At 54.6% G+C, this 14,972-nt stretch carries 15 protein-coding genes; 6 read left to right on the top strand and 9 right to left on the bottom strand.

Going from position 1 to position 14,972, the window contains the following annotated elements:
* Positions 1-116 precede the first annotated feature (116 nt).
* The 4 genes from XYCOK13_RS06495 to XYCOK13_RS06480 form a co-directional block, all read right to left on the bottom strand.
* Positions 117-1,358: an ABC transporter permease gene (locus XYCOK13_RS06495; protein WP_213411063.1), complete on the bottom strand. Its 1,242-nt coding sequence runs from the start codon at positions 1,356-1,358 to the stop codon at positions 117-119.
* Positions 1,355-2,101 carry an ABC transporter ATP-binding protein gene (locus tag XYCOK13_RS06490; protein WP_213411062.1) on the bottom strand — a complete coding sequence of 249 codons (747 nt, stop codon included), beginning with the start codon at positions 2,099-2,101 and terminating at the stop codon, positions 1,355-1,357. Before XYCOK13_RS06490 ends, XYCOK13_RS06495 begins: the two co-directional genes overlap by 4 nt.
* 136 nt (positions 2,102-2,237) lie before the next feature.
* Positions 2,238-3,680, bottom strand: a complete 1,443-nt coding sequence (locus XYCOK13_RS06485; RefSeq protein WP_213411061.1) for an S-layer homology domain-containing protein — start codon at positions 3,678-3,680, stop codon at positions 2,238-2,240.
* Between the two features lie 126 nt (positions 3,681-3,806).
* Positions 3,807-5,138: a DEAD/DEAH box helicase gene (locus XYCOK13_RS06480; protein ID WP_213411060.1), complete on the bottom strand. Its 1,332-nt coding sequence runs from the start codon at positions 5,136-5,138 to the stop codon at positions 3,807-3,809.
* Between the two features lie 163 nt (positions 5,139-5,301).
* Between XYCOK13_RS06480 and XYCOK13_RS06475 the strand changes: the two genes are divergently transcribed.
* A complete protein-coding gene (locus XYCOK13_RS06475) occupies positions 5,302-5,553 on the top strand; it encodes a DUF2573 family protein (RefSeq protein ID WP_213411059.1) in 252 nt (83 codons plus the stop codon).
* A 72-nt stretch (positions 5,554-5,625) separates the two neighbouring features.
* Positions 5,626-5,865: a YkuS family protein gene (locus XYCOK13_RS06470; RefSeq protein ID WP_213411150.1), complete on the top strand. Its 240-nt coding sequence runs from the start codon at positions 5,626-5,628 to the stop codon at positions 5,863-5,865.
* Between the two features lie 59 nt (positions 5,866-5,924).
* Here the strand turns inward: XYCOK13_RS06470 and XYCOK13_RS06465 are convergent, their stop codons facing one another.
* Together XYCOK13_RS06465 and XYCOK13_RS06460 are read right to left on the bottom strand one after the other, a co-directional pair.
* The gene (locus XYCOK13_RS06465) at positions 5,925-6,710 is read right to left on the bottom strand and encodes an SDR family NAD(P)-dependent oxidoreductase (protein ID WP_213411058.1); all 786 of its coding nucleotides are present in this window, start codon (positions 6,708-6,710) and stop codon (positions 5,925-5,927) included.
* Between the two features lie 112 nt (positions 6,711-6,822).
* The gene (locus XYCOK13_RS06460; protein ID WP_213411057.1) at positions 6,823-7,281 is read right to left on the bottom strand and encodes a chemotaxis protein CheX; all 459 of its coding nucleotides are present in this window, start codon (positions 7,279-7,281) and stop codon (positions 6,823-6,825) included.
* Between the two features lie 154 nt (positions 7,282-7,435).
* Between XYCOK13_RS06460 and XYCOK13_RS06455 the strand changes: the two genes are divergently transcribed.
* The 3 genes from XYCOK13_RS06455 (at position 7,436) to XYCOK13_RS06445 (ending at position 10,551) form a co-directional block, all read left to right on the top strand.
* Positions 7,436-8,338, top strand: a complete 903-nt coding sequence (locus XYCOK13_RS06455; RefSeq protein WP_213411056.1) for a LysR family transcriptional regulator — start codon at positions 7,436-7,438, stop codon at positions 8,336-8,338.
* A 30-nt stretch (positions 8,339-8,368) separates the two neighbouring features.
* Positions 8,369-9,175 carry a histidinol-phosphatase gene (locus tag XYCOK13_RS06450; protein WP_213411055.1) on the top strand — a complete coding sequence of 269 codons (807 nt, stop codon included), beginning with the start codon at positions 8,369-8,371 and terminating at the stop codon, positions 9,173-9,175.
* A 437-nt stretch (positions 9,176-9,612) separates the two neighbouring features.
* Positions 9,613-10,551: a cation diffusion facilitator family transporter gene (locus XYCOK13_RS06445; RefSeq protein WP_213411054.1), complete on the top strand. Its 939-nt coding sequence runs from the start codon at positions 9,613-9,615 to the stop codon at positions 10,549-10,551.
* A 102-nt stretch (positions 10,552-10,653) separates the two neighbouring features.
* On the opposite strand, the gene sdhB is transcribed toward XYCOK13_RS06445, so the two are convergent.
* From sdhB to XYCOK13_RS06430, 3 genes are read right to left on the bottom strand one after another with little or no spacing between them, the layout of a single operon-like run.
* The gene (gene sdhB / locus XYCOK13_RS06440) at positions 10,654-11,415 is read right to left on the bottom strand and encodes a succinate dehydrogenase iron-sulfur subunit (RefSeq protein ID WP_213411053.1); all 762 of its coding nucleotides are present in this window, start codon (positions 11,413-11,415) and stop codon (positions 10,654-10,656) included.
* A gap of 2 nt (positions 11,416-11,417) precedes the next feature.
* Entirely contained in the window at positions 11,418-13,178 is a 1,761-nt protein-coding gene (sdhA, locus tag XYCOK13_RS06435) for a succinate dehydrogenase flavoprotein subunit (protein WP_213411052.1), read from the bottom strand.
* 17 nt (positions 13,179-13,195) lie between these two features.
* On the bottom strand, positions 13,196-13,861 hold the full coding sequence (locus XYCOK13_RS06430; RefSeq protein ID WP_213411051.1) for a succinate dehydrogenase cytochrome b558 subunit: 666 nt from the start codon (positions 13,859-13,861) through the stop codon (positions 13,196-13,198).
* A 160-nt stretch (positions 13,862-14,021) separates the two neighbouring features.
* Between XYCOK13_RS06430 and XYCOK13_RS06425 the strand changes: the two genes are divergently transcribed.
* Positions 14,022-14,954 carry a LysR family transcriptional regulator gene (locus tag XYCOK13_RS06425; protein WP_213411050.1) on the top strand — a complete coding sequence of 311 codons (933 nt, stop codon included), beginning with the start codon at positions 14,022-14,024 and terminating at the stop codon, positions 14,952-14,954.
* The last annotated feature ends 18 nt before the right edge of the window (positions 14,955-14,972 follow it).

Here is a 14,972-nt window from a genome sequence, read left to right as displayed (position 1 = left end):
AATTAATGAGCAACAATCGGGGAAATAGCGTCTGTCCGTTCCGTTAGCGCGCATCAACAGCGGTTGGCTCCCTCGCTGCCGGTTTTCGCTTATCGCCAAATTGCACGCCCTCTCCTTCACGCATTCTCCCTTGTCCGCTCAATGGCCAGAATGCTGCGTCCTGTTCGCCAGCTCCAGAGCCATCCTGCAGCCAGCGCCGCCAGGCATCCATACAAGGGCAAGCCTGTCTTGAACCAGAGCGGCAGCGATACGAGCGGCACCAGCACAGCATGCAACCAGAAGGCGACGCGCGAGAAGGACATGGCGCGCAGCTCTGCCGGCAGCGGGTAAAGGTGCACCCAAGCTACAGGCTCCGTCTCCCGCCAGAAGCCGGCAATTTGCAAAGCCGTCGAATAAACGGCAAGCCCGTACACAACCAGCGCCATTCGATAGTCGCTGACAACGGCCATGACCACAACAGCCATCAGTGCCAATCGCGCCAGCATGGACAGACGCTCTGTGCGGAGCAGCTGCAGCCAGTATAAGTACCGATACGTTTCTGACGGGCGAAGGGGAATCTGCTTCGTCCAGAAGGTCGCGACAGGCCGCCTGGATACGTTCGCCCGTTCCGCCGGGATATCGACAAAGCCCCTTAGAAATGAATGCAAGCGCCTTATCGAGGCCAGTTCCAGCCGATGCAGGTAATCCCAATGAATCGCATAAGCATGCGCGCGGCTTGTCATCAGAAGATGCAAGCTGAAGCCAATCGCCGCCAAGCCTGCCGCCGCCGGCAGCTGCCAGACGAAGAGGCCAATGAGCGAAATGGCAATGCTCGCCCATCGCCAAAACGCGAGCCACCGCCTGGTCCAGTCATCCCGCAGCTGGCTTTCCCGCCAGGAGGCATACATGCTGAGCGCTTTGACGATCAGAAGGAAGGCCGTCCCCAGCCAGAACCAGCCCTCCATGAGCGGTGTGCCTTCCAGACGTTCCCGAAGGCGGTAAAGCGGCCACAGAAATAGCCAAACGACCAGAAGCGCCACCGCCTGCCAGACGTACGAACGGTACAAGGCTGTTCGGAAATAGCCCTGCATCGCTTGCGTCGCCGGCATTAAAAACAGGCTGTCCGCTTTCTGGACGTATGTGCGTATAGGCGACACGGCCAGGGGAAGGGTCAGCAGCAGGACAGCAATTGGCGTCAGCGGAAAATCCGGCGAGTAAGTCTGCAGCAAATTCGCATAAAAAGCCAGTAAGGTGACGCCGCCAAAACCTGCAACAATCGGCAAGCCGCTGCGCGCGACATAGAGCAAATACGGCAAAATGCGCTTGCGGTAAGCGGATGCCCTTTGCCTGTACAGTTTGCTTGTATCCAGCGGCTTCATGACTGTTCCGCTCCATCTACTATCCGGTAAAATACATCCTCCAGCCGCTCCCCTTCTTTGCCGCCCCAGGCATTGCGTATTTCGTCGAGCGTTCCCCATGCGCGAACCCGCCCCTCGTGAATGACAACGTAGCGGTCACAATACTGCTCCAGCGTTGCGAGAATATGAGAGCTCATCAGAATGCCCGCGCCCTGGCTGCGCACCTCACGCAGCTGATCCAGCAGCGAGCGGATGCCCAGCGGGTCCAGCCCGAGGAAGGGCTCGTCTATTAAATACAAATCCGGCTGCACGAGGAAAGCATTCATAATCATCAGCTTCTGCTGCATGCCTTTGGATAGGTGTCCCGGAAATACGTCGGCCTTTGCATCCATGCGGAATTCGCCCAGCAGCTGCTGGACGCGGCGCTCCGCCGCAGCCGCCTCGATGCCGTAGGCCATCGCGGTCAGCCGCAGATGCTCACGCACTGTAAGTTCCTCGAATACCAGCGGATGCTCCGGCACATATGCATACGCCGCGCGGTACGTATCCGGTTGTTCCTTCAGCGTTACGCCCTTGATTCGAACCGAGCCGCTATGCGGAATGAGCAGGCCGAGCAGATGCTTCATCGTTGTGCTTTTGCCGGCCCCATTCAGCCCGACCATGCCGACCATTTCGCCCGGTCGCACCGCAAAGCTGATATCGTGGAGGACCGGCCGATTCCGGCTATAGCCTCCCGTTAATCCGTCCACCTGCAAGATGTTCATTGTCGGTCACCCCTTTGCCCACTATTATAACGGTTCGACCGAGCGTTGCCAAAAGCAGCAAAGGCCGCCCCTTAAATCGGGGCAGCCTTCGGCGCTTGGGCTAGTTGCCTATCCATAAGCAAGCGACATAGCTGGCTTATGGAATTTTAATCGCGGTTACAAGCTGATTGCGGCCTTCAAGGATGACTACAGTTGTGCCAAGCAAGTCATCGAGGCTTCCTTCCAGCTTCACATCATCCGATACGTTGTACACGGAAGTTTGCGACTGATTGTCTATCGTTTGCAGAATGGAGATCGTTGCGATATTTCCTTTCGAGTTCAGCGTCAGACCCTGGAACAATCCGGTCGCGGAGAAGGTATTGGCCTCGGCAGCCTCGGTCACGACAATCCAGACGACCTTGCCGTCCTGCACATAAGCAGAGATTTGATCGCCCCTTACCAGAGCGTTCGCAGCCACTTCGCGTCCTTCTCTATAGATCTTCGTGTCCTTCGTAAGCGTATAGGTTTCATCCTTGCCGTTCCGTCTGACTTGCAGCAGGTTGCCGGATACATCCGCACGGACGGTTCCTTCGAGGGAAAGTGTGGCCCCCGATTCTCCAGCCCGTTTCGACACTTCTGCGAAGATGACCACATTGTTGAAGATGCGGATCGTAATCTCGTCTCCCGCCTTCAAATCGGCCGCTTTCGCACGCTTGCCTTCGATCCAGATGAATGCGTTCGGATCCAGCATGAAGCGTTCGGTCTTGCCGTCATGCGTCAACAGCAGCACGCCGTCTTTCACCTCTGCGCTGACCGTCCCCTTAATCGCGCCATCGCGGTATTCCGGCAGCTGCATGCCGGCACGGTCGAGGAACGCGGCGATCTCGGCGCGTGTGACCGGTTTGTTCGGCTGGAAGGTCTTGTTCTCATAACCGAAGACAATGTTTCGGTCTACGGCAACGGCAACATAGCCTACGGAACCAGCCGGAATCTTGTCGGCGTCCTTGAAGTTCAACTGCGTATTCATTTTGGCTTTCGCTTCATTCTCCAGTCCTAACGCCTTCACCAGCATCGTCGCAATCCATAGACGGTCCGCCGGCTTCTCCGGCTGCAGCTTATCCTCTGTTTCGCTGAACAGATCGTTCTCCGCCGCTACAGCTATGTATCCGACAGCCTGCGGATACTTGCGCGCGATTTGTTCCGCATCCTTGAAATTCAAGCGCGTGGCCATTTCCTCTTCGGATTCGGCTTGCTCGCGCAGTCCCATCAGCCTTACGGCCGTCACGACGGCTTCCAGACGCGTAACCGGCTTGTTCGGACGGAACGTGCCATCCTCGTACCCTTCAAATACTTTCATGCTGGCCAATCGCGCAATATTGGTGGTGGCCCAATCCCAGTCTTGTCCCAAATCGGCAAAGTTGATTTTGATCTCTACTTTTCCTTTGCCCTGGAAGCCTTGTTTCTGAAAGCCTTTAGTTGGTTTGCCCTTGCGATCCTGCTTGTCGTCCTTCCCCTTGGCCATCGCTTCCGGCGATGCGCTGATCAGCACGCTCGCTGCCAACAGGCCCAACAAAGATTTTTTCCATATCGCTCTATTCATATCTCCCTACACTCCCCATAGTCTCGTTGTCGAAGCTCTCGCGAAAAGCTTCATTATGCCGGCTCTACTACAAGAGATCGGAGACCGGCCTATCTTTAAGGGGGTGTGGATGAAAGATTCAAGCGATTAAGATTTCTCGCGGCTCTGCTTCTCCTTCAGCCAGCGGGGAGCCCCCTTGTTTTTCTTGGCTCGCTGGCGGCTGGCTGCCTTGTCCTTGTCTTTGGCAGGCACAGCCGGCTTAGCCTGCGCCTTGCGCTGCGCAGCGGGCACGGCTGCATCCCCTGTACGGTTTCGTTCCCGTTTGGGCTGGGCCGTCCCTGCTTCGGTCTCCACGATTGCCCCTCGCTCTATTCGCTTAGGCCGAATCGGGATACCCAGCGCTTTGCTGAATTTATCTGCAAGAAAGCTCTGCCGCGGCGTCAGAAGCAGCACGACGGTCCCCTCTCGGCCCATCCGTCCCGTACGCCCTGCGCGATGGACGTATTGATCGGCATCCGTCGGAGGATCAAACATAATGACATGGCTCAAGCGAGGGATGTCCAGACCGCGCGAAGCCACATCCGTCGTTACCAACAGCTGGGTGCGGGCGCTGCGGAAACGGCGCATCGCCTCTGCCCGTTCCCTGCTGCCCGCCTCGCCGTACAGCATCTCTGCAGGCAGCCCGTGATAGGCGAGTTTTTCCGCAACCTCGCGAATACGGGCTGTTTCCTGCACGAAAATCATGGCCGACCGGACGGATAAATGGCGGATCGCCTTGCGCAGTGTATCGATTTTGTCGCGCTCCTCCGACACAATCGACAGATGCTCCACACGAGTCTGCCTGCCCCCATCTTCTTCGGACGCTTCGATATGCATCGGATCGGCCATCCACTTCACTGCTGCCTCTTTGATTTCCGGCGTGATTGTTGCGGAGAACAGCAGCAGCTGCCGGTCGCGAGGGGCCCGGGAAATGAGCTTGTCCAGCTTGGCGATTTCCCCTAATTTGATCAATTGGTCCGCTTCATCCAGCACGATCGTACGGACCTCATGCCATTTCAGCTTGCGTGTGCCGCTCAGCTCCTCCAGCCTGCCGGGAGTACCGACAAGGACATGCGGCTTCTCCTTCAGCTTGTCCAGCTGACGCTGAATGGACGCACCGCCTATCGCCGACTGTACGCGAACACGGAGCAGGCTGCCATACGTCTGAAATACGTCGGCAATCTGCATCGCCAACTCCTGGGAAGGCGCCACAACGACCGCTTGCAGCTTGTCCGTATCCGCCTCCATGCGCTGCAGGACGGGAAGCACATAGGCCAATGTCTTCCCTGTACCGGTTGCCGACTGCGCAGTCAGGCTCCTTCCTTCCAGAATCGGCTGCATCGCCAGCCGCTGAATTTGCGTCGGCTCCTTAATCTGCTGCTCATCCAGCTTGGCAGCCATGGCCTCATGTATAGTCATCTGTGCGAATTCACGCATCATCCCAGCCCCTTCTGTGTCACTCTTATCAACGTAATCATAGGCGAGTCCAAGGAACAACGCAAGCGCAAAGCTCAAGGAATTGACCGGAATGACGCAGTGCGGTATCCTTGGTTGCAAATGCAGTCATTGTAGAACGATGTGAAGAAAGGCAGGTCGGGTCCATATGGATGAGACAAGCAGGGAACAGATAGAAGGATTGATTGAAGCATTCGCTGAACGGCTTACGGGAAGAACCGATCCGGAAACCGTGGAAAAAATCAAGCTGTGGGCGATCTATTCCCACATACACAAGACGATGCCGCCGCTTACCGCGCATTGGACACAGGAGCATCCGCAGGCGAAGGCGGACATGCGTCGCCTGTTCGAGGAGATCAAGCAATGGAACGAAAGCTTCCGGGAGCAGAACAAGAAGTAAACAGAAATGGCATAAAAACCGCCTCTTTCGCGCAACGTAAGGTGGAGAATAATGCGAAATGGGGTGAAGGTAGTGGCGAGGATTGCAGTTGAAGAATCGTTGAACCAAGTGAAGGAAGCGCTGCAGAGCGCCGGACATGAAGTGGTGGCCATGAATGAGAGCTCCGCCCAATCGTGCGACTGCTGCGTCATCACCGGTCAGGACGAAAATGTAATGGGAATGGCAGACACCACGACGCAAGCTTCCGTCATTAATGCCGCCGGAATGACCTCCGAAGAAATTGTGGAGCAAGTGAACCGCCGATTGCAATAGCATCGTACAGGAGGCTGCCGCTCGAATTGACATCGAGCCGCAGTCTCCTTTTTTTGTTGCTATTTTTTATCCGTCATCTTGCGCACCAGCGCGGACGAAATGCCGGGGAACAGCTGCGTCAGCTTGACACCCAGGCCTCCGATGGCCGGAAGATTGACTTCCGCCCTCGGCTTATACAGGAGGTTGACGATAGACCGGGCGACCTGCTCCGCTGTCAGCACATACCACGACGGCACCTTGTTCAAATAATTATTGTCCGGATCGGTCCGGTCAAAAAATGCTGTCCGCACCGGTCCCGGATTCACGACAGATACGCGGATGCGCGTTTCTTGCTCAAGCTCTTGGCGCAAGCTGCTCATAAATCCGATTACCGCATGCTTGCTGGCGCTATAACCGGCCGATTTGGCTGTGCCAAGCTTGCCGGCGATCGACGCTACCGTCACGATCCTGCCCTCTCCTTGTTGCCGCATATGCGGCAGCACCGCCTTGGTGAAGCGGACCACGCCCATATAGTTCACATCCATCATCCGTTCGTAGTCGGCGAGCGGCATTTCTTCTACTCGCTGAAACAGGCCGAAGCCGGCATTGTTGACAAGCGCGTCGATCTTGCCGAATCGAGCCATTGTCTGCTCGACCGCACGTTGGACCTCTTCCGTAGAGGCAACGTCAGCCGTTAAGGTAAGAACCCGGCTGCCGGAAGGCATGGACTTGGCGACTGCCTCCAGCTTGTCTTCGGACCGGGCGACAAGCACAGGTATGGCCCCGACATCGGCCAGCTGTCTGCCCAACTCAGCACCGATCCCGCTCGACGCTCCCGTCACCAACACGACTTTATCGCGAAGCATGTGCATCCTCCTCTATTCTGTTTTGAAGCGGTACATGCCGCTGTTGCATGTTAACAGGAAAAGGCCGGCTTACCCGCCGGCCGCATATGTATAAGTATGGCACTGCTGCTTATTATGTAATCAAAACCTGAATATCCAGATTGCCGATATCCCCCATCTGAAGAGGAATTGTCAATGCCTTGGCCGGCGAAAAGCCTGCGGATTCGGCTGCATGGATCACCTTCGGCGGCGTGATATCGACCTTCACCCCTTTGTTGTACAACAAAGTGCTGGCGTTGCCGCTTATCATATTGCCGAGCTCTGATATCGCGCTCTTGGCCATATCGTCGATTTCCGAAACCGGGTAGCCTCCCATCATGGCTGATACCATCTTCAAGGCTACTTCTTCATGCAGACCAAATACAATGTCGCCGGTCATCTGACCGGTCATGCCGATTTGAATCCATATGTACTTTTCGACAAACTTGACGTCCTTCACATTCAGTTTGCCCGTTGTGGGACGGATGTTGATTACCTGCTCAATGACGATACTTGCTGATTCCAGGAACGGATTAATGTTTTCTGCATTCATGAGCGGTCTCCTTTAATTAGGTCACAAAGTTGTCGCTTTTTATCATTATATCGCAGATTTTGCGAATCGCCAAGGAAAAATAAAACAACTCTCGATTGCTTGACTAGGCTTGTTCGCCTATAATGAAAGTAATTTCACTCGGGAGGGAAGCAGCTTGAACATCAACCAATTGGAGACCCTGATTGCGATATCCAAGACGATGAGTTTTCGCAAAGCGGGGGAATTGCTCAATCTTACTCAACCTGCCGTATCCGCCCAAATCAAAAGCCTGGAAGACGAATTTCAAACTGTGCTGGTTGACCGCAATCAACCGGTCACGTTGACGGATAGCGGCAAAGTGTTCCTGGAGCACGCCGAGCAGATGCTCAAGATCGTGGAAGAATTGCGGGGACGCCTCGCTGACCTGAACGCCACGCCCCAGGGACATATTCACTTGGGAACGACCACCTCCATCGCCATGCAGATCCTGCCCAGGGTTCTATCCTATTTCCAAAACCAATTCCCGCTCATTAAAACAACCATTCACTCTATGCCAACGGCACAAATTATGACTAGCGTCGAAAGCGGCATCATCGATATCGGCATCGCCTACCTGTTCGATAAAAACCCGGTTTTGGAAACATCCATTCTGTATTATGATTCTTTCGAGTTAACGGTCTCTCCGGATCACCCGCTTGCCGGGAAGACTCATATTCCGATTGAAGCGCTGCGCGATATTCCACTGATCATGCTGTCGCCTGAAACAGCGGGTCGCCGGTTTGTGGATCAGCTGTTTGCCCAGTTCCGCATCGAGCCGCAAGTCGTCATGGAGCTGTCGAGCAGCGAAGAAGTGAAGCGCATGGTGGAACTGAATCTGGGCGCAGCGATTATATCCAAGCAATCCATCATGGACGAATTGCAGAGTGGGAAACTGCACATGATCAAGGTGAACGAATTGGAAATCAGCCATCCGGTAGGCGTAATCTATCGGTCAGGCCGATACCTGAATTCCGCCCTTATGCAGTTTTTGAATGACTTGAAGGGGATGCCGGAGACGCATTTCCTTGGCACCGAATAAGAAGAGCGCGCACGGCCAGAGGAGGTTCCCATGAAATTTGACTTGCATACTCACAATGAACGATGCGGACACGCAATCGGCACGATCGAAGACTATGTCGTCTCGGCCATACGCAAAGGCTTGCACGTAATCGGCATTTCCGACCATTCCCCGTATTTCGCCGAAGAAGCGGACCACCATTTTCCCCAGATCGCCATGGCCAAAAGCATGTTCGCCGCCTACGTCGAGGAGGTGCTGAGGCTGAAGGCGAAATATGCGGGACAAATTGAAGTGCTCCTCGGCGTAGAATCCGACTACTTCCCGGAATCGGCACACCTCTATCAGGAAGTCTATGACCGGTATCCGTTCGACTACTTAATCGGATCTATCCATCATGTTGAAGGGGTCAGCATCTTCAATAAAAAAAGATGGGGCAAGCTGGACGAACGCCGCAAGATCGAAGTGAAAGAAGCGTATTATGATTTGATCGAGCAGTCAGCAAGATCCGGCATGTTCGACATTCTGGGCCATATCGACGCCATGAAGGCCTTCTACCCCGCATTCAGCGACATTCCAACAGGACGCGTCGATCAGACGCTGCAAGTCATCGCGGAAACCGGAGTAGCGATTGAAATCAATACGTCCGGGAAAACAAAGGCGGTGGGAGGCTGGTATCCTTCCGACGATATTCTGGAGAGAGCCTGCCGCTACGGCGTGTCTGTAACCTTTGGCTCGGATGCTCATGATCCAGACCGGGTCGCCGATGAATGGGAGCTTGTACGGGATCGGCTGAAGGATATCGGATTCCGGGAATGGGTGTATGTCAGCGGCCGCAAGCCGCACCGGGTGCCGCTCTAACCGAAAGAGGCAGACATGGGATTAGGCAATTGGGACGGCCGATTGCGCCGAATGCGGGACAACTGCCCGCAAACGGGCGCTCCGTTGCACGCATATGTTGTATACATAGTCAGGTGTATTTGGCGTTGACACCGGTATCCGGCTGTTCTGATCGGATTCGGCGGATACGAATACCTGCAACCGATTGTGAGTGATTCAGTCCGTTCACGACGACATTCAAAGGCAATGGATAAAATAGCGCCAGTCATTTCCGTCAAGCAGCCACCGAGCAAAAAAAAGCGCCTGCCTTGCGGCAAGCTCCATGGGTGAATCTATATCAAAAGGGGGTCTTGCTCATTATATTACCCTACGGACATTAACAAGCCATAACAGCAATGTTTCAATTCTGTAACATTTGCCATGGAAACGCGACTACATCCAGGAAAGCAGGTGAATGCATGACGGATTACCACCATCTCCGGCATGTGAAGGAACAGACCCGCTCGAAACGCGCTCTGTGGATTACTCTCCTGTTGACCCTGTTCTTCACCATTGTCGAAATAATCGGCGGCCTTCTCTCCAACTCGCTTGCCCTGCTGTCCGACTCCGCCCATATGGTCTCCGATGTCATCGCTTTGGGATTAAGCATGACCGCTATCTACCTGGCGTCCCGTCCTCCCAACTCCCGCTTCAGCTATGGGTACTTGCGCTTTGAAATCATCGCCTCCTTCCTCAATGGTCTGGCGCTTTGCCTGATTTCCGTCGGTATTTTCATTGAAGGCATTCGCCGCTTCTTCTTCCCGGAAGATGTCAAGCTCGAACTCATGCTTGCCATTGCCATCATCGGCTTCCTTGTAAATCTTGTGCTAACCGTAGTACTGAGTCGCAGCATCAGCGGGGAGAACAACCTGAACGTGCAAAGCGCGCTCTGGCACTTCATCGGCGATCTGCTCAGTTCGATTGGCGTCATCGTCTCGGCTGTCTTGATATACCTAACCGGACTCGTCTGGTTCGACCCGCTCATCAGCCTCGTTATTGCACTCATTATCTTCACCGGCGGCGCCAGGATATTGCGGGAATCGTACTTGATCCTGATGGAGTCCGTCCCGGAGCGCTTTGATCTGGAAGAGATCCGTTCGGCCATCTTTGCTGTTGAAGGCGTGCAAGACGTGCACGAGCTGCATTTGTGGACGATTTCCACGGATCATCATTCCTTCAGCGCACACGTCTTTATTTCCGAGCGCATTCAGCCTTTTTGCGTGATTCTCGCCATTACCGAGACGATGAGGAGGCAGTTCGGCATCGCACATGTGACGGTGCAGGTCGAGCATGCCCGCATCCATCCCCATGGCGAATATGGGGAGCAATTTCTGAAGCAGCAGGAGAAAGAGGCTTGAAGTGGAGTGCGAAACATTATAAAAAACAAGGAAAGCTGCCCCGCACGCTCCAAATCGGCGGGACAGCTTTTCCTTTTCCTTCGGCTATATGAGTAGACTGACTTACATGCTCAGCCATTTCTTGAACATATGCTTGGTTGTGTCCTTGTTCAAAGCCGCAATCGAAGTTGTCAACGGAATGCCCTTCGGACAGGACTGCACGCAGTTCTGCGAATTTCCGCATCCTTCGATACCGCCGTCTTCCATCAGTGTCTCCAGGCGCTCTTCCTTGTTCATCTCGCCTGTCGGATGAGCGTTGAACAAGCGAACCTGCGAAATCGCATACGGTCCAATGAAGCTATTGTTCTCGCTCACGTTCGGGCATGCCTCCAGGCAGACGCCGCAGGTCATGCACTTGGACAGCTCATACGCCCATTGGCGCTTCGATTCCGCCATGCGCGGACCAGGACCCAGGTCGTAGGTGCCGTCAATCGGGATCCAGGCTTTCACGCGCTTCAAGCCATCGAACATGCGATTCCGGTCCACGACAACGTCGCGAATGACGGGGAAAGTCTTCATCGGCTCAATGCGGATCGGCTGCTCCAGCTTGTCGACCAGCGCCGTACAAGCTTGGCGCGGCTTGCCGTTGATGACCATCGAGCAGGCCCCGCACACTTCTTCCAGACAGTTCGATTCCCAGCAAACCGGTGTCGTCTTTTGACCTTGAGCATTTACCGGATTCCGCTGAATCTCCATAAATGCGCTGATCACGTTCATGTTCGGACGGTAAGGAATTTCGAACTCTTCCTTGTATGGCTTTTCATCCGGGCTGTCCTGACGGGTAACGATGAACTTAATCGTCTTGCTTGCAGTAGCTTCCGCCATGATCATTTGCCTCCTTTCTGCTTGTCTGTCGTGTAATCGCGCTTGCGCGGTTCAATAAGCGATGCATCGACTTCCTCATATTCGATAACCGGTCCGTCCGGTGTATACTTCGCCTTGGTTGTTTTCATAAAGTTCTCGTCGTCACGCTCTGGGAATTCCGGCTTGTAATGAGCCCCGCGGCTTTCATTCCGCTGCAGGGCGCCGATCGTCATCACGCGGGCCAACTCCAGCATATTCCACAGCTGACGGGTGAAGGAAGCGGCCTGGTTGCTCCATTTCGCCGTATCCACCATATTAATGCGCTTGTAACGCTGCATAAGCTCCTGAATTTTGTTGTCGGTTTCCTGCAGGTTCTTGTTGTAGCGCACGACCGTCATATTGTTGGTCATCCACTCGCCAAGCTCCTTGTGAAGCACATAGGCGTTCTCGTCACCATCCATTTTCATGATGTCCTCGAACTTCTGCTCCTGCAGCTTCTGCTCCCGGTCAAAAATCGCGGAGGAAATATCGTCTGTCGCTTTATTCAGCCCTTTGATATATTCGATCGCTTTCGGTCCTGCCACCATGCCGCCATAGATCGCCGACAGCAAGGAGTTTGCGCCGAGGCGGTTGGCCCCGTGATATTGGTACTCGCACTCTCCTGCCGCGAACAAGCCGGGGATGTTCGTCATTTGGTTATAGTCGACCCACATGCCGCCCATCGAATAGTGGACAGCCGGGAATATTTTCATCGGAATTTTGCGCGGATCGTCGCCCATGAACTTCTCATAGATTTCGATAATGCCGCCAAGCTTTACATCCAGCTCTTTCGGATCTTTGTGGGACAGGTCAAGGTAAACCATGTTTTCGCCGTTGATGCCCAGCTTCTGGTTGACACAGACGTCAAAGATCTCGCGCGTAGCAATATCACGCGGCACCAGGTTGCCGTATGCCGGGTATTTCTCCTCCAGGAAGTACCAAGGCTTTCCGTCCTTGTACGTCCATACCCGTCCGCCTTCGCCGCGAGCCGATTCACTCATGAGCCGCAGCTTGTCGTCACCCGGGATGGCTGTCGGATGGATCTGGATAAACTCACCGTTCGCATAATATACGCCTTGCTGGTAAACTGCGCTGGCTGCCGTTCCCGTATTGATGACCGAGTTCGTCGATTTGCCGAAGATGATGCCAGGGCCGCCCGTTGCCAGAATAACCGCATCTGCACGGAACGAGCGGATTTCCATGCTGCGTAGATCCTGCGCGGTTACGCCGCGGCATACGCCGTCCTCATCCAATATGGCGCCCATGAATTCCCAGTGCTCGTACTTCGTCACAAGCCCGGCCACTTCCCAGCGGCGTACTTGTTCGTCCAGCGCATACAGCAACTGCTGTCCTGTTGTCGCGCCGGCAAATGCTGTACGGTGATGCTTCGTGCCCCCGAACCGACGGAAATCCAACAGCCCTTCCGGCGTGCGGTTGAACATGACGCCCATCCGGTCCATCAGGTGAATGATGCCGGGAGCCGCCTCGCACATCGCTTTAACCGGCGGCTGATTGGCCAAAAAGTCGCCGCCGTATACCGTATCGTCGAAATGCTCCCATGGGGAGTCTCCCTCGCCTTTGGTATTGACTGCCCCGTTAATGCCGCCCTGCGCACAGACGGAATGCGAGCGCTTGACAGGCACGAAGGATAAAAGATCGACGTGAACTCCCGCTTCTGCCGCTTTGATTGTAGCCATGAGGCCCGCAAGCCCGCCGCCAACTACGATGATTTTTGAATTTGCCATGTCTCGTTCACTCCCCCTTATCCGATTATAGTCGATGCCGCTTGCCCGATCGCAGCAAACTCTTCGTTTCTAAATGCGTTGAGCGCCAAAATAAACATAACCGACATAATGACGAAAACCGTCATCCACACATACGTGGAAACACGCTGCGCGCGCGGTCCGACTGTGATGCCCCAGGCAACCAGGAACGACCACATGCCGTTCGAGAAGTGGAAGGTCGCAGCCAGGATGCCGATAATGTATAACGCAAAGAACAATGGATTGTTCACAATGTTATGCATTTGCTGACCGAGATCATCATGAGAGATGTTGCCGAGGGCTACTTGAAAACGCGTGTCATAGAAGTGCCACACGACGAAAATCAGCGTCGCTACGCCGGTGAAGCGCTGCAGGCTGAACATGATGTTGCGGCCATAGCTGTAATTGCCTATGTTATGCTTGGCCTGGAAGGCGATATACAAGCCGTATACACCGTGGTAGAGCAACGGCAGCCAGATGCCGAAAATCTCTAAGAAGAGAACGAGCGGCAGGCTGTTCAGCCAGTGGATCTGCTCAATAAAAGCTTCCTTCCCGCCATTAAAGGCTTCAAAATTCGTAAGCAAATGCTCGATCAGAAAAAAACCGAGCGGAATCACCCCAAGCAAGGAGTGCAGCTTACGGGAATAAAACGAATTGACCTTCATTTCATTAAACCCCTTTCGCCAAACACTTGTGATATGGGCTACCCCAATATTTTTGTACACTTTGTGACATCTATCATCATACCTCTCGATCGCTTATAATGGAAGTGCGAAATAATTATAATTTATAATAACAAATCCGTATAAGGCGTGTGAGAAAGCTATGAATGAAGCCCTGCATGTATTTTGTACCGTCGTCGAGCAAAAAAGTCTGAATCAGGCAGCCCGGCTGTTGAACCTGTCGCAGCCTGCGCTGTCCCGGAAGATCCGGCAGCTCGAGGATTCGCTGGAGACCGCCCTCTTCGAACGAAAAGGCAAGCGGCTTGTGCTGACGGAGGCCGGCCGGGTCGCCTACGGCTATGCGCAGGACATGCTCCGGCTGGAGCGGAAGTTCCGCGACGAGCTGCTCCGGCTTCATCCGGCGCCCAAGCGCAAGCTGACAATTGGCGCCAGCCTCACCACCCTGCAGGCTACCTTGCCAGATCTGATTGCCGCGCTAAGCGAGCGCTTTCCCGATACGGACTTGAAAGCCGTCACAGGCAAAACGCATGAGATTGTCGAGATGGTTTGCGAGCATAAGGTCGATTTCGGGCTTGTCGCCTCGCTGATCGAACGCAAGGACACCGTTTGCATTCCGTTGTTCGATGATCATTTGTGTCTGGTGCTTCCTGCCCTGCATCCGCTGGCGGGCCGAGACAGCTTATCCATTCAGGATCTGAAGGACTTGCCGATGATCTTGTTTTCCCGCGGAACGTGGTACCGCGTGCTTATGGACGACTTGTTCCTGCGCTATGGGATTCATCCCGAGATCAAGATGGAAATCGATTCGTTCGAAGCCATTGTGCGGCTGGTCTCCACAACTCGCACGGCCACGCTGCTGCCGCAGTCCTACTTGCGCGAAAGCACCCTGAGCGATAACGAGCTGGTCGTTGTGCCCGTTCCCGAGCTGCTGCAAACCGTTCGCACCACTTCGCTCATCTACAGCAAGTCCGCAGGGATGCAGGATACGGTAAGCCCAATCGTGCGGCAGGCTGCCGCCATGTTCCAGCAGACCGCGGACCGTTCGCAGCGGCCTCATCCTTCCGGCTCCATCTAGAGCCGGAACGAGCGCAGT

This window comes from Xylanibacillus composti, assembly GCF_018403685.1.
Lineage (GTDB): Bacteria > Bacillota > Bacilli > Paenibacillales > K13 > Xylanibacillus > Xylanibacillus composti.
The sequence above is the reverse complement of the archived record's forward strand: the minus strand, read 5'-3'. Positions and strand labels throughout refer to the sequence as shown.

Excerpts from the sequence above, each read along its gene's own strand:
- XYCOK13_RS06495 (WP_213411063.1), bottom strand. The coding sequence starts at position 1,358 with ATGAAGCCGCTGGATACAAGCAAACTGTACAGGCAAAGGGCATCCGCT.
- XYCOK13_RS06490 (WP_213411062.1), bottom strand. The coding sequence starts at position 2,101 with ATGAACATCTTGCAGGTGGACGGATTAACGGGAGGCTATAGCCGGAAT.
- XYCOK13_RS06485 (WP_213411061.1), bottom strand. The coding sequence starts at position 3,680 with ATGAATAGAGCGATATGGAAAAAATCTTTGTTGGGCCTGTTGGCAGCG.
- XYCOK13_RS06480 (WP_213411060.1), bottom strand. The coding sequence starts at position 5,138 with ATGATGCGTGAATTCGCACAGATGACTATACATGAGGCCATGGCTGCC.
- XYCOK13_RS06475 (WP_213411059.1), top strand. The coding sequence starts at position 5,302 with ATGGATGAGACAAGCAGGGAACAGATAGAAGGATTGATTGAAGCATTC.
- XYCOK13_RS06465 (WP_213411058.1), bottom strand. The coding sequence starts at position 6,710 with ATGCTTCGCGATAAAGTCGTGTTGGTGACGGGAGCGTCGAGCGGGATC.
- XYCOK13_RS06460 (WP_213411057.1), bottom strand. The coding sequence starts at position 7,281 with ATGAATGCAGAAAACATTAATCCGTTCCTGGAATCAGCAAGTATCGTC.
- XYCOK13_RS06450 (WP_213411055.1), top strand. The coding sequence starts at position 8,369 with ATGAAATTTGACTTGCATACTCACAATGAACGATGCGGACACGCAATC.
- XYCOK13_RS06445 (WP_213411054.1), top strand. The coding sequence starts at position 9,613 with ATGACGGATTACCACCATCTCCGGCATGTGAAGGAACAGACCCGCTCG.
- sdhB (WP_213411053.1), bottom strand. The coding sequence starts at position 11,415 with ATGGCGGAAGCTACTGCAAGCAAGACGATTAAGTTCATCGTTACCCGT.
- sdhA (WP_213411052.1), bottom strand. The coding sequence starts at position 13,178 with ATGGCAAATTCAAAAATCATCGTAGTTGGCGGCGGGCTTGCGGGCCTC.
- XYCOK13_RS06430 (WP_213411051.1), bottom strand. The coding sequence starts at position 13,861 with ATGAAGGTCAATTCGTTTTATTCCCGTAAGCTGCACTCCTTGCTTGGG.
- XYCOK13_RS06425 (WP_213411050.1), top strand. The coding sequence starts at position 14,022 with ATGAATGAAGCCCTGCATGTATTTTGTACCGTCGTCGAGCAAAAAAGT.